Annotated in this window: 14 protein-coding genes and 1 pseudogene; 6 read left to right on the plus strand and 9 right to left on the minus strand. The window is 73.3% G+C overall.

Features of this window, described 5'->3' with window-relative positions; genetic code table 11:
- Positions 1–27: 27 nt before the first annotated feature.
- From ACFWJW_RS27445 to ACFWJW_RS27470, 6 genes and pseudogenes are all read right to left on the minus strand, one after another.
- Positions 28–2,015, minus strand: a pseudogene (locus tag ACFWJW_RS27445) (substrate-binding domain-containing protein).
- Entirely contained in the window at positions 2,005–3,642 is a 1,638-nt protein-coding gene (locus ACFWJW_RS27450; RefSeq protein ID WP_387246412.1) for a sugar ABC transporter ATP-binding protein, read from the minus strand. The pseudogene ACFWJW_RS27445 and the gene ACFWJW_RS27450 overlap by 11 nt, the downstream one beginning before the upstream one ends.
- Positions 3,643–3,743: 101 nt before the next feature.
- Positions 3,744–4,745, minus strand: coding sequence for a LacI family DNA-binding transcriptional regulator (locus tag ACFWJW_RS27455; protein ID WP_387246414.1), 1,002 nt, complete (start codon positions 4,743–4,745; stop codon positions 3,744–3,746).
- Positions 4,746–5,228: 483 nt separating this feature from the next.
- Positions 5,229–5,354, minus strand: a complete 126-nt coding sequence (locus tag ACFWJW_RS27460) for a hypothetical protein (RefSeq protein ID WP_387246416.1) — start codon at positions 5,352–5,354, stop codon at positions 5,229–5,231.
- Positions 5,355–5,665: 311 nt separating this feature from the next.
- The gene (locus ACFWJW_RS27465; protein WP_168478972.1) at positions 5,666–6,094 is read right to left on the minus strand and encodes an organic hydroperoxide resistance protein; all 429 of its coding nucleotides are present in this window, start codon (positions 6,092–6,094) and stop codon (positions 5,666–5,668) included.
- Between the two features lie 249 nt (positions 6,095–6,343).
- A complete protein-coding gene (locus tag ACFWJW_RS27470) occupies positions 6,344–7,363 on the minus strand; it encodes an NADP-dependent oxidoreductase (protein ID WP_387246418.1) in 1,020 nt (339 codons plus the stop codon).
- A gap of 88 nt (positions 7,364–7,451) precedes the next feature.
- Between ACFWJW_RS27470 and ACFWJW_RS27475 the strand changes: the two genes are divergently transcribed.
- The gene (locus ACFWJW_RS27475) at positions 7,452–7,883 is read left to right on the plus strand and encodes a MarR family winged helix-turn-helix transcriptional regulator (RefSeq protein ID WP_387246420.1); all 432 of its coding nucleotides are present in this window, start codon (positions 7,452–7,454) and stop codon (positions 7,881–7,883) included.
- Positions 7,884–7,899: 16 nt separating this feature from the next.
- Here ACFWJW_RS27475 and ACFWJW_RS27480 read toward each other — a convergent pair whose 3' ends face one another.
- A complete protein-coding gene (locus ACFWJW_RS27480; RefSeq protein WP_387246422.1) occupies positions 7,900–9,516 on the minus strand; it encodes an MFS transporter in 1,617 nt (538 codons plus the stop codon).
- Between the two features lie 170 nt (positions 9,517–9,686).
- On the opposite strand from ACFWJW_RS27480, the gene ACFWJW_RS27485 reads away from it, so the two are divergent.
- Positions 9,687–10,643: a GntR family transcriptional regulator gene (locus tag ACFWJW_RS27485; RefSeq protein WP_387246424.1), complete on the plus strand. Its 957-nt coding sequence runs from the start codon at positions 9,687–9,689 to the stop codon at positions 10,641–10,643.
- On the opposite strand, the gene ACFWJW_RS27490 is transcribed toward ACFWJW_RS27485, so the two are convergent.
- Both ACFWJW_RS27490 and ACFWJW_RS27495 read right to left on the minus strand, forming a co-directional pair.
- On the minus strand, positions 10,636–11,868 hold the full coding sequence (locus ACFWJW_RS27490) for a PucR family transcriptional regulator (protein WP_387246426.1): 1,233 nt from the start codon (positions 11,866–11,868) through the stop codon (positions 10,636–10,638). The two genes, ACFWJW_RS27485 and ACFWJW_RS27490, sit on opposite strands and share 8 nt — an antisense overlap.
- A gap of 42 nt (positions 11,869–11,910) precedes the next feature.
- Positions 11,911–12,057, minus strand: coding sequence for a hypothetical protein (locus tag ACFWJW_RS27495; RefSeq protein WP_168478977.1), 147 nt, complete (start codon positions 12,055–12,057; stop codon positions 11,911–11,913).
- A gap of 247 nt (positions 12,058–12,304) precedes the next feature.
- On the opposite strand from ACFWJW_RS27495, the gene ACFWJW_RS27500 reads away from it, so the two are divergent.
- The 4 genes from ACFWJW_RS27500 to ACFWJW_RS27515 all read left to right on the plus strand — a co-directional run.
- Complete coding sequence (locus ACFWJW_RS27500; RefSeq protein ID WP_387246428.1) at positions 12,305–13,294, plus strand: DUF3068 domain-containing protein; 990 nt, start codon at positions 12,305–12,307, stop codon at positions 13,292–13,294.
- Positions 13,295–13,611: 317 nt separating this feature from the next.
- Positions 13,612–14,805 carry a glycosyltransferase family 4 protein gene (locus ACFWJW_RS27505; RefSeq protein WP_387246430.1) on the plus strand — a complete coding sequence of 398 codons (1,194 nt, stop codon included), beginning with the start codon at positions 13,612–13,614 and terminating at the stop codon, positions 14,803–14,805.
- A gap of 7 nt (positions 14,806–14,812) precedes the next feature.
- Positions 14,813–15,538, plus strand: coding sequence for a class I SAM-dependent methyltransferase (locus tag ACFWJW_RS27510; protein ID WP_387246432.1), 726 nt, complete (start codon positions 14,813–14,815; stop codon positions 15,536–15,538).
- The coding region (locus ACFWJW_RS27515; protein WP_387246434.1) for an alpha-(1->3)-arabinofuranosyltransferase family protein at positions 15,535–19,090 on the plus strand (3,556 nt) is incomplete at its 3' end. The genes ACFWJW_RS27510 and ACFWJW_RS27515, both read left to right, overlap by 4 nt.

The following is a 19,090-nucleotide window of genomic DNA, read 5'->3' on the forward strand; positions in this document are numbered from 1 at the left end:
GCCCCTTTGGACGTGCCGGCCACGCTCTCAGTCGTCGAACTTCTTGGCGTTCTCGGCGGTCACCAGCACCACCGGCACCCGGACCGACCGCGGCAGCTTCTCACCACGGGACGCCTTCAGCGCCCAGTCCACGGCCTGTTTGCCGAGGAGCTCCGGCTGCTGGGCGACGGTGGCGGTCAGGGTGCCGCCGCGGACCGCCCGGACCCCGTCCGGGGTGCCGTCGAACGCCACCACCTTGACGTCCTTGCCGGAGCGGCCGCCCAGCGCCTTGGACGCACCCAGCGCCATCTCGTCGTTGGCGGCGAACACCCCGCCGATGTCACGGTGCGCCTGGAGCATGTTGGTCATCACGTCCATGCCCTTGGTGCGGTCGAAGTCCGCGGGCTGGCGGGCGACGACCTGGATGCCGGGGTACTTCTTGATGCCCTCCTCGAAGCCCTTGCCGCGCTCGCGGGCGGCGGAGGTGCCGGCCTGCCCCTCCAGGAAGGCCACCTTGCCCTTGCCGCCGAGCGATTCGGCCAGGGTCTTCGCGGCGAGCCGGCCGCCCGCGACGTTGTCGGAGGCGATGGTCGAGCCGACCGTGCCGCCGTTGACGCCCCGGTCGATGGAGATGACCGGCACCTTCGCCCGGTTGGCGACACCGACGGCCGGGACCGCGGCGTCGGAGTCGACCGGGTTGATGATGGCCGCCTTGACGTTCTGGCTGGTGAACGTCTCCATCTGGTTGATCTGCTGGGTGGGGTCGTTCTGGGCGTCGGTGATGTTGAGGTGCAGCCCGCGGGCGTCCGCCTCGGCCTGGGCGCCTTCCTTGATGCCGACGAAGAACGGGTTGTTCATCGTGGACAGCGCCAGCCCCAGGTCGGTGTTGCCGCCGCGGTCGCAGCCGGCCAGGCCCAGGGCGACGGTCGCGGCCAGCCCGGCCGCCAGCGACGCCTTGATCCGGGTGTTCTGCCAGGCGTTCCGCCGGGTGCTCTGCCAAGCGTTCCGCCGGGTGTTCCGCGGGGCCTTCATCGCGCGCTCCGGCGGCGCAGCGTGTCCAGGAGCACCGCCACCGCGATGACCAGTCCGGTGGCGACCTGCTGCCAGAACGCCGAGACGCTCAGCAGGTTGAGGCCGTTGCGCAGGACGGCGAGGATCAGCGCACCGATGAGGGTGCCGGAAGCCTTGCCGGAGCCGCCGGAGAGGCTGGCCCCACCGATGACGACGGCGGCGATGGCGTCCAGCTCGTAGCCGGTGGCGGCCTGCGGCTGGGCGGAGGTGAGCCGGGCGGCGAGCACGATGCCGGCGACCGCGGCGAACACCCCGGACAGCGCGTAGATCGCGAGCTTGCGGCGCTTGACGTGAATGCCGGAGAGCCGGGCCGCCTCCTCGTTGCCGCCGATCGCGAACATCGCCCGGCCGGCATACGTACGGGCCAGCACCAGCGCCGCGATCAGCCCCATCGCGATCATGACGAGCACGGGCACCGGCAGCCAGCCGCCGAGGGTGTCACCGAGCGCGCTGACCGAGCCGGGGAACGGGATCGGCGAGCCGCCGGAGATGACCAGGGCCAGGCCGCGGCCGACCGAGAGCATCGCCAGCGTGGCGATGAAGGCGGGCAGTTTGCCGTAGGCGACCAGCGCGCCGGAGACCAGACCGGCCCCGGCGCCGACCGCCAGGCCCAGCAGTACCGCCATCCAGACGGGCAGGCCCTCGCCGGTGGCCGCCCAGGCCACGACGGTGGCGGAGAGCGCGGCGATCGAGCCGACCGAGAGATCGATACCGGCCGAGACGATCACGAAGGTGACGCCGAAGGCGAGGATCGCGGTGACCGACGCCTGGACGCCGACGTTGAGGAGGTTCTGCCCGTTGAGGAAGTCCCTGGACAGCGCCGCCATCACGACGACCAGGGCGATCAGCCCGCCGAGCGGGCCGTTCCTGAGGACCGCCCGGGAGAACCACGGCCCGAAGCCGTCCCGGTCCGGTGCCCGTCCCACCGCCTCGGCGGCGGCTCCCGTCTTCACCTCAGTGGACATCGGAGCCCTCCATCGCGCTCTCGTCGTGGTGCTTCGTGTTCTTGGCGGTGCCGGACGTGCTCTTGGCGGTGCCGTTCGTGTTCCCGGAAGCGGCACCGGGCGCCTGGAGCGCCAGTTCCATCACGGCGTCCTGGGTGGCCTCTTCGGCCGACAGCTCACCGGCCAGCCGGCCCTGCGACATCACCAGCACCCGGTCGCTCATGCCGAGAACCTCGGGCAGATCGCTGGAGATCATCAGGACCGCGCGGCCGGCCGCCGTCAGCTCGTTGATCAGCTGGTAGATCTCGACCTTGGCGCCGACGTCGATACCCCGGGTCGGCTCGTCGAGGATCAGCAGCCGGGTGTCCGTCAGCAGCCACTTGCCGATGACGATCTTCTGCTGGTTGCCGCCGGAGAGGGTGCGGGCGCTCTGGCCCAGGCCGCTCATCCGGACCTTCAACCGCTCGGCGGCGGTGGCCGCTTCGCGCCGCTGCGCGCCGCGGTCCACCAGCCCGCCGCGGGTGTCGCGGTCGAGCCGGGCGAGGGTGAGGTTGTCCTGGAGGGAGGCGTCCAGCACCAGGCCCTGGCCCTTGCGGTCCTCCGGTACGAGGCCGAGCCCGGCGCGCATCGCGGCCCGGACATCGCCGCGGGCCAGCTCCTTGCCGTCGATCTCGACCGTGCCGGCGTCATAGCGGTCCACCCCGAAGACCGCCCGGGCCACCTCCGTACGGCCCGCGCCGACCAGCCCGGCGAGGCCCACGACCTCACCGGCCCGCACCTCGAAGTCGATGCCCTCCAAGACCGGTCCGGCCGGCGAGCCGTTACGGGTCAGGCCGCGGACGCGCAGCAGGGGCGCGCCCGGCTCGTCGGGGCGCCGGCGCGGGTACTGCTCGGCGATGTCCCGGCCCACCATCAGGCGGATCAGCTCGTCCTCGTCCGTCGAGGCCGGCACCTCCGCGACCGAGCGGCCGTCGCGCAGCACCGTCACCCGGTCGCCGAGCGCGCCGATCTCCTCCAGGTGGTGGGTGATGAAGATGATGCCGACGCCGGCGTCGCGCAGTTCGCGGACGATCTCGAAGAGGGTCTCGACCTCCTCGGAGGTCAGCACCGCGGTCGGCTCGTCCATGATCAGGACACCGGCGTCCAGGCTGAGCGCCTTGGCGATCTCGACCATCTGGAGGCGGGCGATGCCCAGTTCGGCGACCGGGGTGTTCGGGGACACATCGAGCCGTACGCGCCGCAGCAGTTCGGCGGCCCGGGTCCGCATCGTCTTCTTGTCGACCAGACCGAGCCGGGTGCGCGGCTGCCGGCCCAGGAAGATGTTCTCGGCGACGGTCAGCCCGGGGACGAGGTTGAACTCCTGGTAGATGGTGGCGATGCCGAGCCGCTCGGCGTCCTGTGCCGAACGGATGGTGGCCTCGACGCCGTCCACGAGGAGCCGGCCCTCGTCGGGGCGGTGGGCGCCGGAGAGCATCTTGATGAGGGTGCTCTTGCCCGCACCGTTCTCGCCGAGCAGGACATGCACCTCACCGGTGCGCAGGCTCAGGTCCACGCCGTCGAGCGCGCGGACACCCGGGAACGACTTCGTCACCCCCTCCACGCGCAGCAGTTCGCGGCCGCCCGGCAGGTCGTCATTGACGCCGGTCATGCGCTGCCCCTCTCTTCCTGGGGTGGGTGGTGGGTTGGGTGGTGGCCCGCCCGGACGGGGTGCCGGGCCCGGGGTGCCGGGGCCGGCCCGGGCGGGCCTGCTCAGGGGGCGGGCAGTTCGCCGCAGGAGCGGCGGGTGACCAGCCGGGCCGGCAACAGCACCGAGTCGGCGGGCCGGCCCTCGATCCGCGCCAGCAGGGTGTGGACGGCGGCCCGGCCCAGTTCCCGGGTGGGCTGGGCGATGGCGGTCAGCGGCGGATCGGTGTGGGCGAACCACGGCACGTCGTCGTACACCACCAGCGCCACGTCGTCGGGGACCCGCAGCCCGCGGGCGCGGAGTTCGTCCATCGCGCCCAGCGCCATCAGGTTGTCGGTGGCCAGCACCGCGTCCGGCGGCTCGGCGAGGTCGAGGAACGCGCTCATCACCTGGCGGCCGCCGGTGTGCTGGAGGTCGGGGGTGGCACCGACCCGCTCGTCGGGCAGGGTGAGGCCGTACCCGCCCAGCGCCGTACGGAAGAAGCCGAGGCGCTCATCGCCGGTGGGGGTGCCGGCCGGGGCGACGATGATCGCGGGGCGGCGGCGGCCGTGGGCGGCGAGATGGGCCGCGAGCTCGGTGAGCGCGGTACGGCCGTCGGCGCGGACGCAGGGGGCGTCGACACCGGGCACGGTGCGGTCCAGCAGCACCAGCGGGGTGCCGGAGGCGACCACCTCGCTGAGCATCGCCGAACCGGTACCGGCCGAGCTGACCAGCAGGCCGTCGATCCGGCGGTCGAGCAGCGTGCGGATGTAGTCGTCCTGCTGCTCGGGGCGCTCACCGGCGTTGCCGATGACCAGGCTGTAGCCGAGGCTGCGGGCCTCGTCCTCGACGGCGTCGGCCAGCTCGGTGAAGAACGGGTTGGTGAGATCACTGATGATCAGGCCGAGCGCGCCGGTCCGCGCGGTGCGCAGCGCGCGGGCGACGTTGTTGGGCCGGTAACCCAGCTCCCGTACGGCGGCGAGCACCCGCTCCCGGGTCTCGGCAACCGGACTGTGGCCATTGAGCACCCGCGAAACCGTGGCCACGGAAACCCCTGCCCGCTCCGCCACATCCTTGATGTTCGCCATGGCACCGTCGCCGTTCCGTTTGTCCGCTGGTCGCTGGTCGGCGATCGCTGGTCGCTGGTCGCCCCTCCTGTACGGGGGGTGGCAGGTTCCCTCGATCGCCGTGTAATCGTTTCCGTGAGAAATGCGTGGGGGCTACGAAATCGATTACACGGGGGGTGCGTCAAGGCGGGGGGAATGTTGCGTGCGTCACAGGGGGTGGGGTGTGGCTTGGGGTTGGGGGCGGGCGGGTGGTTAGGCGGGAGCGTCGCGAGGGGTGCGGGAGGTGCGGAGGGGGAGGCCCGGGTGTGGGGCGCGAGGCGCGGGGTGCGGGAGGCGAGGCGCGAGGCACGGGAGGTGCGGGGCGCCCGAGGACACAAAGGAGTGCGGGAAGCATGAGGGCGCGCGTTGCGCGGGTCGTGTCGAGCCCGGGCACTCCCCCGTTGACCGTCCCGCCTTGACGGCGGGGACCGGCCGTGTCCGGACCCCGTGAGGCCGGCCCCGGCGTTACCGGGCGAACTGCCCCACACAAGCGACGATCGCCACCAGCAGGCTCAGCACCCCGATGACCACCTGCCATCTGTCAGACGGCGCCCACCGGTCGCTCTCCTGCTCCGTGTCCTGATCGTCCATCGCTCCTCCTCGCTCCTCCGGACAGGCCCCGGAAGCCAGGGCCCCCGCCGGCCGACCGCCGACGGAGCTGTGGGGAGGAACGTGGTGAAGCGCCGCCAGAATAGCGCGAGTTGAGCCGACACAGGCCCGAATACGGGGCCGAAGCGCGGGGCCGAAGAGCAGGAGCGAAGAGTGGCCCCGTGGCGGTGCCCGGAGGTCGTCCCACCCGCCGCCACGAACGTGGGGGCTGCACCACGCCCCCGCAGACACCAGAGGGCCGCACCCCTTCGCGGGATGCGGCCCTTGCGGAAATGCGCGGGTGACGCCGTGGGTCAGGCGACGGTCAGCTTGACCTCGATGTTGCCGCGGGTGGCGTGGGAGTACGGGCACACCTGGTGCGCCTTCTCCACGAGGTCCTGGGCGGTGGCCGCGTCGACCTGCGGAATCGAGACGGCGATCTCGACCGTGAGGCCGAAGCCGCCGTCCGGGGTCTTGCCGATACCGACCTTGGCGGTCACCCGGGAGCCGGAGACATCGGCGTTCTCCCGGCGGGCGACGACGCTGAGCGCGCCCTGGAAGCAGGCGCTGTAACCGGCGGCGAACAGCTGCTCGGGGTTGGTGCCGGCGCCGCTGCCGCCCTGCTCCTTGGGCGGGTTGACGACCACGTCGAGCTTGCCGTCGTCGCTGGCGACGCGGCCGTCACGGCCGTTCTCAGCGGTGGCGACGGCGGTGTAGACGACATCGACGGTCTGGATGGACATACCAAATCCTCCTGTGGTTCGCCGCGACTCGCGCCCACGGATCGCGACGGCGTTCAGCCGAGCCTAACGGGCGGCCGCAAGAGGCTAGGGGGACGGGGGAGGTGGGGCGGGAGACGGGGTGGGGTGGGGCCGGGGTGGGACCGGGGGACGGGGTGGGATGGGGCGGGGCGGACGAGGTGGGGGCCGGAATGGGGGAGCCGGGGGGCGGGGACACAGCCCTCCGGGCCTCCCCTCCCCCGGCCGCGAGGCTCAGCCCTCCAGGCTGACGATCATCTTGCCCGTGTTGTCCCCGCGCAGCAGGCCCAGGAAGGCTTCGACGCCGTTCTCTATGCCGGACACCTTGGTCTCGCTGTACTTCAGTTCGCCGGAGCGGATCCAGGCGGAGACCTCCTCGACGAACTTCGGCTGGAGGGCGGCGTGGTCGCTGACCAGCAGGCCCTGGAGGCGCAGGCGCTTGCCGATCACCATGGCGAGGTTGCGGGGGGCCGGGCTCGGCTCCGTGGCGTTGTACATCGAGATCATGCCGCAAATGGCGGCACGGCCATGGACGTTGAGGGAGCTGATGGCCGCTTCGAGGTGGTCGCCGCCGACGTTGTCGAAGTAGACGTCGATACCGTCCGGGGCGGCCTCCTTCAGCTGCTTGCTGACGTCGCCGTTCTTGTAGTTGAAGGCGGCGTCGAAGCCGTACTCCTCCACCAGGAGCTTGACCTTCTCGTCGGAGCCGGCCGAGCCGATGACTCGGGAGGCGCCCTTGAGCTTGGCTATCTGGCCGACCTCGCTGCCCACCGCACCGGCCGCGCCGGATACGAAGACGGCGTCGCCCTCCTTGAAGGACGCCACCTCCAGCAGACCCGCGTACGCGGTCAGGCCGGGCATGCCCAGCACGCCGAGGTAGGCGGTGAGCGGGGCCAGCGACGGGTCCACCTTGGCGGCGCGCTTGGCGTCCAGGACCGCGTACTCGCGCCAGCCGAGGCCGTGCAGGACATGGTCACCGACGGCGACGGAGTCATCGCGCGAGGCGAGGACCTCGCCGACCGCGCCGCCCTCCATCGGCTGGTCGAGCTGGAAGGGCGGGACGTAGGACTTCACGTCGTTCATCCGGCCGCGCATGTACGGGTCGACGGAGAAGTGCTGGGTGCGGACCAGGATCTGGCCCTCGCCGACCTCGGGCACCGCGGCCTCGCGCAGCGCGAAGTCCTCCGGGGTGGGCCAGCCGTGGGGGCGGGCGACGAGGTGCCATTCGCGGCTGGTCGTGGGCAGTGCGGACATAAGCGCGATCCTCCTAATGCTTCAGGTGCTGAAACAACCATGCTCCTCGATATTTCAGGTTGTCAAGTAAATGGGTATCCTCGTGTGCATGACCCCCCGCGCAGACTCCCTGACCGTCGAGGTCGTCGACCTCATCGGCACCGTCGTGGCCCGTTACTACGAGGAGTACGAGCACGCCGCGACCGAGCATTCCCTCACCGGCGCGCAGGCCCGGGTACTCAGCCTGCTCTCCATCGAGCCGCTGCCCATGCGTAAGGTCGCCCAGCGCCTGAAGTGCGAGCCGTCGAACATCACCGGCATCGTGGACCGGCTGGAGTCCCGCGGCCTGGTCGAGCGCCGACCCGATCCGGCCGACCGCCGCGTCAAGCTCGCCGCCCCGACCGAGGAGGGGGCGCGCCTGGCCCGGGCCCTGCGGACGTCCCTGGACTTCGCGCGCGAACCGCTCGGCCGGCTGACGGTCGCCGAGCGGACGCTGCTGAAGGAGCTGCTTCAGCGGATGCTGGGCGTGACCCCCGAGTGAGCCGGATGGGCGGCCGTCAGCAGCCCGGGTGACCAGCCACCCCCACACCGACCTCCGGCTCCCCGACCTCCGGCTCCCGCTCCGCCCCCGCGACCCCCAGCCCCCGCAGCAGCATCACCGCCAGCACCGCGGCGCAGGCCATCACCCCCGCGGCGCACAGGACGGCCGACTGGAGGCTGTCGGTGAAGGCGGACCGGGCCGCGGCCAGGAGTGCCTCGCCGGCCCGGGCCGGGAGTTCGGCGGCCACCGCGGCGGCGCCGGCCAGGGTTTCGCGGGCCGCGTCGGCCGCGGCCGGCGGGAGGCCGGCGGGCAGGGCGTCGGCCATGTCCGCGCGGTAGACCGCGCTTCCGATGCTGCCCAGGATGGCCATGCCCAGGGCGCCGCCCAGTTCGGTGCCGGACTCCAGCAGGGCCGAGGCGGAGCCGGCGCGCTCGGGCGGGGCGAGGCCGATGGCCAGTTCGTTGCCGAGGGACATCACCAGCACCAGGCCCGAGGCGTAGACCGACGAGGCGACCAGGACGAACCACAGGGCCGAGCCCGGTTCCAGCCAGGACAGCCAGACGAAGCCGCCGGCCGCGATGGCGAATCCCAGGGCGATGACATACGCCCGGTCCATGCGCTGGGCGAGCACGGTCGCCGCCGGTGCCATGCCGCCCACCGCGAGGGTCGGCAGCAGGTTCCACAGTGCCGCCTCCATGGGGCTCATGCCCCGTACGGTCTGGAGGTACTGGGTGAAGAAGACCGCGCAGCCGACGACGGCGAACGTCGCCAGCAGGTTCATCAGGACCGAGACGCTGAACCCGCGGTGGCGGAAGAGTTCCAGGTCGAGCATCGGATGGCGGGCGGTGCGCTGGCGGTACACGAAGGCCGCGGCGGCCAGCAGTCCGGCCGCGAGGACGAGGACGGGCCGCAGTGCCAGGCCGTCGCGGGCGATCTCCTTGATGCCGTAGACCGTCGGCAGCATCGCGAGCAGGGACAGCAGCGAGCCGGGCAGATCGAAGCGCCCGGCCGCCGGGTTCTTGAACTCCGGCAGCAGCAGCGGGCCGCAGACCAGCAGCAGCACCATCGCCGGGGCGTTGATCAGGAAGACCGAGCCCCACCAGAAGTGTTCCAGCAGCGCCCCGCTGAGCACCGGGCCGACCGCGATCCCGCCCATCACCGCCGACGACCAGATCGCGACGGCCCGGCCGCGCTGCTTGGCGTCGTGGAAGAGGTTGCGGATCAGCGCGAGGGTGGACGGCATCAGGGTCGCGCCGCCGATGCCGAGCAACGCCCGTGCGGCGATGAGCATTTCGGCGCTCTGCGCGTAGGCGGCGGCCCCGGAGGCGAGGCCGAAGAGGAGGGCGCCGGACAGGAGCAGCTTGCGGCGGCCGATGCGGTCACCCAGCGCGCCCATGGTGATCAGCAGGCCGGCCAGGACGAAGCCGTAGACGTCCAGGATCCACAGTTGCTGGACGCTGCTGGGCTCCAGTTCCGCGGTCAGGAACGGGACCGCGAAGTAGAGCACCGAGACGTCCATCGAGACGAGCAGGCAGGGCAGCAGGAGGACGGCCAGGGCGGTCCACTCCCGGCGGCCGGCCGACGGCGGTGCCGGCTGCGACGACGGCGGGGATGTGTACGAGGTAAACGACATGGGTGACACCGTAAGCAGGGCGGGCTTACGGTGTAAACAGCAGACCGGATAAGGGAATTGGAGGTGCGTCACACTAGTGCACTTACCTAGTGCAATGCCCTGCTGAGACCGGCGCTGATACCCTCACGGCCAGCGAAATCCCCCTGGTGCACTAGTACGGAGGTCACCCCGTGGAGCAGCCGGTGCCGCCCTATCGCCGGATCGTGGACGCGATCCGCTGCCGTATCGACTCCGGCGAACTCGCGCCGGGCGACCGGGTGCCCTCGACCCGGCGGATCACCCAGGAGTGGGGCGTGGCGATGGCGACCGCCACCAAGGTGCTCACCACCCTGCGCCAGGAGGGCGTGGTCCGCGCCGTGCCGGGCGTGGGCACGGTGGTGGCCGAGCCACCGCCGCAGCGCGCCACGCGCCCCGAACTCCCGCGGGAGCGGCGGCCGCGCGAGACGGACCGCGGGCTGAGCCGCGAGAGCGTCGTACGGGCCGGTCTCAAGATCGCCGACGCCGAGGGACTGCGGGCGCTGTCGATGCGCCGGGTGGCCGCCGAGTTCGGGGTGTCCTCGATGGCGCTCTACCGCCATGTGGCCCACAAGGACGAGCTGGTGGTGCTGATGGCGGACGCGGCGTTCCGCGATGTCGAGCTCCCGGACCCGGCGCCGGAGGACTGGCGCGCGCGGATGGCGGCGGGCGCACGGCTGCAATGGGAGCTCTACCAGCGGCATCCGTGGCTGGCGCACTATCTGTCGATCACCCGGCCGCAGCCGATGCCGCGGGCGATGGCGCTCATCGAGTGGACCATGGCGCGGGTGCCGGGCATGGACCCGGTGACGCTGATCCATATGGCCGTCACGCTGCTCAACTACGTACGCGCCACCGCCGCCGGCTTCGAGGACGATCTGGAGGCCGAGCAGGAGACCGGGATGGACCGGACCCAGTGGATGGCGTCCATGGAGCCGGTTTTCGAGGGCATCGTCACCTCGGGCTCCTACCCCATGTACGGGGGGATCTCGGGGCACGACGACAGTGCGGTGACGCTGACCTCGCTGTTCGAGTTCGGGCTGGACCGGCTCCTGGACGGGATGGCGGCGCTGGTGGAGGGCCGGGCGGCGGACTCCGGCGGGGTCAGGTGAGGTCCCCGCGCAGCCGCCGGGCCCGTAACACCAGCTCCAGTTCGAAGCGGCGGTCCGGGTCGTCGATCTCCGCGCCCCACAACTCCCGTATCTGGCGCAGCCGGTAGCGCACGGTCTGCGGATGGACGCCGAGCCGGGCGGCGACCTCGGGGGCGCCGCCGCGGGTCTCCAGCCAGGCCAGCAGGGTCTCCGCGAGCCGCCGGCCATGGGCGGGGCCGCAGCTGTCCAGGGGGGCGAGGCGGCGGCGGGTGAGGTCCTCGATCAGCTCCTCCGGCGGCAGCAGGACCAGCGCCTCGGTGTGCTCGGTGCACTGGAGCAGCTCGCCGGCGGGCAGCAGTCCGCGCTCCGTCAGATCGACCGCGGCACCGGCCCAGCGCAGCGATTTGGCGGCGTCCAGCAGCGGTACGGCGGGGCCGATCGCGCCGGACCAGCCGGCCGCCGCACGGGCCAGCAGCTCCCGCCGCCCGGGGGAGTCCGGCTCGGGCACCACCATCCGCGGCCGTTCGCTCTCCATGTCCAGCAGGACGTCCGGGGCGACGGCGGGTGCGACCGCCTCCCGGGCCGGGCGCAGCAGGACCGCGACCGCGACCCGCTCGGGCAGCGTCCAGCCGATCGCGGCGGCGCGCTCGGCGAGGGCCGACGGCACCCCGTCCGCCGTTCCCGCACCGCGCCGCCGTCTTGCCGGGCCCGTGAACAGCTGCTCCATCAGGCGCCGTTGCAGCCGCAGCCGTTCACCGGCCTGGCGGGCGGCGGCCTCGGCGTAGCCGCGTACGGATTCGGCGACCAGCCCGTCCAGATACTCGTAGCCGGACTCGGCGAGCTCGTACATCGCGGGTGCCGGGATCGCGACCTGCTGGCCGATCTCGGCGAGCCGCCGCCAGGCCAGCCGGACGCCGAGCCGGTAGACGGCCTGGAGGACGTCCAGGCTGCGGCCCTGGATGCCCTCGCCGCGGCCGTACTCCTGGAAGACCCGCGGGTGGACATGCGGCCGGTCCGGGCCGGCCGTCAGATGCGCGACGAAGTGCTCCAGCGACTGGCGGATGCCCACCAGGGCCCGGGGCTCGCCGAACTCGTCCGGTACCAGCGGGAGTTGGGGGTAGGCATGGCGGATCTCCCGGAGGATGTCCTGGGCGAGGGTGGGCACCTCCTCCAGTGCCCGGGCGGCGAACTGACGTACCTGGTAGGGCGGGACCTCCCGCCAGGCCGAGCGGACGGCCGTCACCATGACCCGGACCTCCTCAGCACGCCCGCCTCCCCGGCCCGCCCGCTACTCGCCGCTCCGGTCGAAGGTCACCAGCGGCACATTCGGCTGCTCAGGGGTGGCGTCCAGGGCGGCGACGATACCGAGCGCGACGCCGGCGGCGAGGGCGGCGGCGGTCAGCGCGGTCAGTGCGGCGGCGAGCGTACGGTGCATGGCGCGGCGAGCCCTTCGTCGATGCCGGAGCCCGTCGGCGGTCTCCGTCGAGGTTGGCGCGGCACCCGGCACGGCGGCCCGGTGTCGCGTCCCACAGCGCGGCACCACGGGAGTCGTGGTGCCTGCCGAGTGTGGAAGGGCATTGACGCCCTGTCAAGAGTTCCCTTACGTTCCCGGCCCATGGCGCCCCGCGGCGCCCGCACGTGCACCAGAGCGTGATTCCCCCACCGCTTCCAGGAGTGCCCGTATGCCCGTATCCGGCAAGCCCGCCGCCTCCCCCACCACGGCCACCACCGCCCCGCCCCTGTCGCTCGCCGTCCTCGGTCTCGGCGTCTTTCTGCTGGTCCTGGCGCCCCTGCTGGCCTGGTACGTCACGCCACGGGCCAAGGTCACGCCGACCGACGTCGATGTCACCACCGTCTTCACCGGCGAGGGCAGTTACTTCGACACCGCCGCGCTGAAGACCAGGGACCACCGGCGGCTCACCATCACCCGGCACGTACTGGGCGATGTCGCGGCGAGCGAGAAGAGCGGGCGGGCCGTCTGGGACGTCTCCACGACGGTCGACACCCCGCAGACGTTCGCCCTGAAGGACCCGCGCCGGGCGTTCCAGTGGACCACCGAGCGCTGGGTCACCGACCGGCACAGCAATGCGCCGGTGCACTGCTGCGCGGAGGCCCCGACCCGTTTCGACGGCGATGCCTACCTCAAGTTCCCCTTCGATGTGCGGAAGACGGGCCATCGCTGGTGGGACAACACCCTGGGCGCCGCCGTCCCGCTCCGCTTCGCCGGCACGCGGGCGGTCGAGGGCCTCCAGGGTTACCGCTTCACCGGGACCGTGCCGCCCGCCCGGACCGGCAGCCGGCAGGTCCCCGGGCGGCTCGTCGGACGGCCGGAGCAGGGCCAGATCCAGGCCGAGGAGTGGTACGCCAACTCCGGTATCGAGCTGGTCGTCGAGCCGCGCACCGGCCGGATCATGGATGCCACGATCTCGCCGGTGAAGACGCTGCGCGCACCCGGCGCCCGGCGCACCGCGGTGACGCTGCTGCGCGGCGAGCGGCTGCGGTTCACGCCCGCGACGCGGCGGGCGCAGGTGCGGCTGGCGCGGGCGGACCGCGACAAGCTGGTGCTGGTCGGCCGGACGCTGCCGGTCACGGCCACGGCGGCGGGCGCGGTGCTGGTGCCGGCCGGGGTGGTGTGGGTGGTGCGCGGGCGGCGGGCGACCGGCCGGTCCTGAGCGAAGTGATGAACCGTCAGACCAAATCGGGGCCGTTTTTGTCACTCCGGTGAGTAGCCGCGGGTCACGGGGCGGGCGAAAACTGTCCACCCCACACGCGGACCACCGGCCTTCCGGTCGGCGCACCTCCGCTTCACCGCCGTGCACGTCCACCGCACCGCAGCCCAGCGCCACGTCCCCGCAGCGCACCTCCGCTCCACCACAGCACAGCGCCACTTCGCGGCCTGGCACCGCATGAGGCAGCACGGCCCGCACGACTCAGTACGCAGTACGTCCCCCACCGCCGGTACCGCACCCTGAGACGAGTTGGATCGCAGATGCCCCCGTACGCACACCCGTCCCCGCCCCCCGCAGCGCCCGCCCCCACGGCGTCCGGGCCACCCGGCTCCGGGCCGCCGCTGCCCCGCCGGATCGTCTTCCTCGCCCGCCGCGATCTCGGCAACCCCGCCGCCGGCGGCTCCGAGCTGCTGGTGGACCGGATCGCCGAGGGGCTCGCCGCCCACGGGCACCAGGTCACCCTGCTGTGCGGCGGGCCGGCACCCCCCGAACTCCCGGCCCCGGTCGAGCCGGGAGGTGCCCCCACCCGCGGCTACCGGGTGGTGTCCGCGGGCGGCGACGCCGACCACTTCCTGCGCGTGCCCCGCCAGTTGGCGCGCCGGGTCGGGCCCTGTGACCTGCTCGTCGAGGTCTGCAACGGCATGCCGTACCTGGCGCCCCTGTGGCACCGCGGTCCCACGCTGTGCCTGGTCAACCACGTCCATACGGACCTGTGGCGGCTGCGCTGCCCGGGGCCCGCCGCCCGGCTCGGCCGCCGCCTGGAGCACTGGGCGCTGGCCGGTGCGCACCGCCGCGATCTGATGGTGGCGGTCTCCGGCTCGACCGCGTCCGCGCTGCGCGGCCTCGGTGTCGACGCGGGGCGGATCCGCCTGGTGTACAACGGCGTGGCGGAGCCCGGCCCGCTGGCTCCCAAGGCGCCGGAGCCGCTGTTCCTGGCCATGGGGCGGCTCGTCGAGTACAAACGCATCGATCTGCTGCTGCGGCTGTGGGAGCGGGTCCGGCCGGTGACCGGCGGCCGGCTGGTGATCGTCGGCGACGGCCCGGAGCGCGCCCGGCTGGCCGCCCTGGCCGGGCCCGGTGTCACCTTCACCGGCCATGTCTCCGAGGAGCGCAAGCATCAACTGCTGTGCTCCGCCTGGCTGTTGCTGCATCCCTCGCTCGTCGAGGGCTGGGGGCTGGTGGTGATGGAGGCCGCCGCCCGCCGCACCCCGGCCGTCGGCTTCGACATCCCGGGCCTGCGGGACTCCGTCGAGGACGGCACGACGGGGCTGCTGGCCCGCGGGGAGAGCGCCTTCGCCGCGCACTGGTGCACCCTCGCGCTCAGCGCCCGGCGCCGCGACACCCTGGGCCGCGCCGCCGAACGGCGCGCCGCCCGCTTCCGGTGGAGCAATACGGTGCGGAGCTTCCGGGCGGTCGCCGCGGAGGCCGCCCTCGACCCGCTCCCCGGGCGGTGACGGCCCGGTGCGCGACCCCTCGCTGCGCAGGTCCGCCGCCCTGTTCCGGGCTTTTCTGCGGGAACGGACCGACCCCGGGCACTGCTACCGGCTGCTCGCCCGGGACGCCGCCGACCAGATCGAGCGGTATGCACCGCTGCGGGACGCGGTGGTCGCCGACGTCGGCGGCGGCAGCGGTTACTTCACCGCGGAGTTCCGCCGCCGCGGCGCCCGGAGCTGGCTCTTCGAACCCGATGCGGGAGAGCTGACCGCGTACGGCCCGCCGCCCGAGGGCGCGGTGCTCGCCGACGGCTATCTGCTGCCGCTCGCCGACGGCGCCGTGGACATCTGCTTCTCCTCCAACGTCCTGGAGCACGTCGCCGACCCGCAGACCTTCCTGAGCGAGCTGATCCGGGTCACCCGCCCCGGCGGGCTGATCTACGTCGCCTTCACCAACTGGTTCTCCCCCTGGGGCGGCCATGAGACCGCGCCCTGGCACTACTTGGGCGCCGAACGGGCCCGTGCCCGCTACCGGCGGCGCACCGGACGGGCGGCCAAGCACACCCTGGGCGTCAATCTGTTCGCGGTGCACATCGGCCGCACCCTGCGCCAGGTCCGGGCGCGTGACGACATCGCCGTGGTCACCGCCCGCTCCCGCTACGCGCCGTTCCTCGCCGAGGCCATCCCCCGCCTCCCGGGCGTCCGGGAGGTCGCCACCTGGAACCTCCTCCTCATCCTCCGGCGGTTGCCATGACCCAGACCCTGAGGCCGTTCCCGTCCCCCGGATCGCCCGAGGGCGGCAGCCGGCCGACGTCCGCCCCCGCGCCGCCGCCCGACCGGCCCCTGGCCAGACGCTGGCTGTTCGCGTTCTGGGCGCTCGCGCTGGCCGGCTTCCTCGCGCCCTCGCCGGGGAAGATGACGTTCGAGACCAAGCTGGGTGTGACGACCGACCCGTGGCGGTTCCTCGCCGACCTCGGGCAGTTATGGCACGACCGGGCGGGCCTCGGCGGCATCGCCGACCAGTACGTCGGCTATGCCTTCCCCACGCTCCCCTACTACGGCCTGGCCGATCTCGCCCAGGTCCCGGTGTGGCTGGCCGAGCGGCTGTGGATGTCGCTGATCGTCACGGCGGCGTTCTGGGGTGCGCTGCGGCTGGCCGAACGGCTCCGCGCCGGCACCCCGCCGGCCCGGCTCCTGGCCGCCGCCTGCTACGCCCTGTGGCCGACCTTCACCCTCGTCATCGGTTCCACCTCCGCCGCCGCGCTGCCCGGCGCACTCCTCCCGTGGGTGCTGCTGCCGCTGACCAACACGCAGGCCGGCGCCCGTATCGCGGCCACCCGCTCGGCGCTGCTGATCCCCTTCATGGGCGGGGTCAACGCGGCCTCGACCCTGGCCGCGCTGCTGCCCGCCGGCCTGTATCTGCTCTCCCGTACGGGGCCGCGCCGGCCGAAGCTGCTCGCCTGGTGGCTGCCCGGTGTCGTCCTGGCCACCGCCTGGTGGGTGGTGCCGCTGCTGCTGCTCGGCCTGCACGGCGAGAACTTCATGCCGTACATCGAGCAGGCCGACACCACCACCGGCACCATGTCCGCCACCGAACTGCTGCGCGGCGCCGGCAACTGGGTCGGCTACCTCCACTTCGGCGAACCCTGGCTGCCGGCCGGCTGGACCCTGACGGCCCGGCCCTACGCGGTGCTCGGCTCGGCGCTGGCCGCGGCGCTCGGCCTGGCCGGGCTGGCCCGCCGGGACCTGCCCGAGCGCCGCTGGCTGCTGCTGACCGTGCTGGCCGTGGTGGTGATCGCGCTGGCCGGGTACGGCGGGGCGCTGGGCGGGCCGCTGCACGGGCTGTGGCAGGACTGGCTCAACGGCTGGCTGCGCCCGTTCCGCAACATCTACAAATTCACCCCGGGCCTGGCCCTGGCGCTCACCCTGGGCCTGGCGCATCTGCTCGCGGTCGCCACCGAACGCCGCGGCACCCGCCGGATCCCCGCCCGCCGGCGCCTCCCGCTGGCGACGGCGCTCCTCGTGCTGCCCGCCCTCGCGCTGCCCTTCCTCACCGGCACCGTGCTCCAGCCCGGCGCCTTCACCGAACTGCCCGCCTCCTGGCAACGGGCCGCGGCCTGGCTCCAGAAGCACTCCCCGCACAGCCGCGCGCTGGTCGTGCCGGCGACCGCGCACGGCATCTACACCTGGGGCTCCCCCATCGACGAGCCGCTCGATGTCCTCGCCACCTCCCCCTGGGCCCAGCGCGACTTCGTCCCGTTCGGCACCCCGGGCGCCCGCCGCACCCTGGACGCCGTCGAACAGGCCCTGCTGACCGGCTCCCAAGTCCCCGGTCTGCGCGACTACTTGGGCCGGGCCGGGCTGCACGACGTGGTCGTACGCAACGACCTCGACCCGGACCAGATCGGCTACGTCCCGCCACAGACCGTCAAACGCACCCTCCAGGCGTCCGGCTACCGCAAGGTGGCCGCCTTCGGCCCGCTGACCACCGGCGGCCGGATCCCCGCCGGGGCACCCCTCCAGGTCCAGGGCCTCTATCCGCGGCAGCGCGCCGTCGAGATCTACCGGCCGCAGGACACCCCCGCGCCCGGCCCGGTCACCACCCGGGCGGTCGCGGACACCGCGCAGCTCAGCGGCGGCCCCGAAGCCCTCCTCCAGCTGTCCGCCGACCCCGCCCTGCGCCGCCGCGCCACGGTGCTGACCGGTGACCGCCACCCCGGCCTCGGCACCCCGCCGCTCCAGCTGACCGCCGACGGCCTGCGCCGCGCCGACACCCGCTTCGGGCTGGTCAACAGCAACACCTCGTACACCTACACCGCCGACGAGCGGAACCATCCCGACAGCGTCCAGGACCCCGGCCGCCCGCCCCGGCAGATCCTGCCGACCACCGGCCCCGGCCACCAGACCACCGCCGTGCTCCGCGGCGCGTCCTCGGTCACCGCCTCCAGCAGCGGCAACTGGCTCTTCCAACTGCCGCAGTACGACCCGGTCCACGCCTTCGACGGCGACCCGGACACCGCCTGGGCGGAAGGCAGCGCCGGGAACCCCGTGGGCCAGTGGGTACGGATCGCCTTCCCCCGGCCCGTCGCCCTCCCGGCCGCCCTGTCCCTGACCCCCCTGCCCGGGGACGGGCTGCGGGCCGCCCCCACCTCCGTACGGATACAGACCGACCACGGCACCACGGAGGACACCCTGCGCCCCGACGGGATGCCGCAGCGGGTCAAGGCCCCGGCCGGCCGGGCGGCCTGGCTGAAGGTGACCATCCTCGGCTCGCAGACCCCACGCGCCGGGCTCTCCGGTGCCGGCTTCCGGGAGATCTCCGTCCCCGGCGTCCAGGTCACCCGACTGCTGCGACTCCCCACCGACGCCGAGCGTTCCGGCGCGCCCGCCGAGGTCGTCTCGCTGCACCGCGGCAGCGACCCGGGCGGCCTCTCCCCGGTCTCCGCGGAGGCCGGGCTGCACCGCCAGTTCCACACCGGCGCGCCCGCCGCCTACCGGATCTCCGGTACGGCGCTGCCCGTTCCCGGCCCCGCACTCGACCGGCTCCTGGACCGCATCGCACCGGAACAGCGCGACCGGATCACCGCCACCGCCGACTCCACCGCCTTCGGCTTCGGCCCGTCGCTCAGCCCCCGCAACCTCGTCGACGGCGATCTGACCACCGCCTGGATCGCCGGTGACCGGCCCACCGTGCATCTGCGCTGGCCCGGCAAGAAGAAGATCGACCAGATCGTGCTGGCCGCGGCCGGCGGCCTCGCCACCCGGCCCGAGCAGATCCTGATCAACTCGCCGGACGGGGCGGCCACCGCGGGCGTCGACGAGAACGGCCAGGCCCGCTTCGACTCGATCACCACCGACCGCCTCGACCTCACCATCAGCAAGGTCAAGCCGCTGACCCTGCACAACCCGGTAGCCGGCCAGGCACTCCAACTCCCGGTCGGCCTCAGCGAGATCCACCTCCCCGCACTCGACGCCTACCGCACCCCACGGCCCGCCGCCGACGCCCGCTTCTCGGTCGGCTGCGGCGAGGGCCCGATGCTCGCCGTCGACGGCGTCCTGCACGCCACCGAGGCCACCGGGTACGTCCGCGACCTCACCGACCGCCGCCCCGTCGAGGTGCGGCTGTGCGCCGGCCCCGCCCGTGACGGCAGCCTGGAACTGCCGTCCGGCCGCCACCGGGTGGAGGCGGGCGACCAGGGGCCACTGGCCCTGACGGATGTGACGCTGCGGCGGGGGGCTACGGGGGGTATGGGGGCCGTGGGCGACGGGCAGGCGCGGGCATCTGTGGCCGTGGGCGACGGGCAGG

This window comes from Streptomyces sp. NPDC127097 (genome assembly GCF_042724075.1).
Lineage (GTDB): Bacteria > Actinomycetota > Actinomycetes > Streptomycetales > Streptomycetaceae > Streptomyces.

Coding starts and splice junctions, on each gene's coding strand:
- ACFWJW_RS27450 (WP_387246412.1), bottom strand. CDS start 3,642: ATGACCGGCGTCAATGACGACCTGCCGGGCGGCCGCGAACTGCTGCGC.
- ACFWJW_RS27455 (WP_387246414.1), bottom strand. CDS start 4,745: ATGGCGAACATCAAGGATGTGGCGGAGCGGGCAGGGGTTTCCGTGGCC.
- ACFWJW_RS27460 (WP_387246416.1), bottom strand. CDS start 5,354: ATGGACGATCAGGACACGGAGCAGGAGAGCGACCGGTGGGCGCCGTCT.
- ACFWJW_RS27465 (WP_168478972.1), bottom strand. CDS start 6,094: ATGTCCATCCAGACCGTCGATGTCGTCTACACCGCCGTCGCCACCGCT.
- ACFWJW_RS27470 (WP_387246418.1), bottom strand. CDS start 7,363: ATGTCCGCACTGCCCACGACCAGCCGCGAATGGCACCTCGTCGCCCGC.
- ACFWJW_RS27475 (WP_387246420.1), top strand. CDS start 7,452: ATGACCCCCCGCGCAGACTCCCTGACCGTCGAGGTCGTCGACCTCATC.
- ACFWJW_RS27480 (WP_387246422.1), bottom strand. CDS start 9,516: ATGTCGTTTACCTCGTACACATCCCCGCCGTCGTCGCAGCCGGCACCG.
- ACFWJW_RS27490 (WP_387246426.1), bottom strand. CDS start 11,868: ATGGTGACGGCCGTCCGCTCGGCCTGGCGGGAGGTCCCGCCCTACCAG.
- ACFWJW_RS27495 (WP_168478977.1), bottom strand. CDS start 12,057: ATGCACCGTACGCTCGCCGCCGCACTGACCGCGCTGACCGCCGCCGCC.
- ACFWJW_RS27500 (WP_387246428.1), top strand. CDS start 12,305: ATGCCCGTATCCGGCAAGCCCGCCGCCTCCCCCACCACGGCCACCACC.
- ACFWJW_RS27505 (WP_387246430.1), top strand. CDS start 13,612: ATGCCCCCGTACGCACACCCGTCCCCGCCCCCCGCAGCGCCCGCCCCC.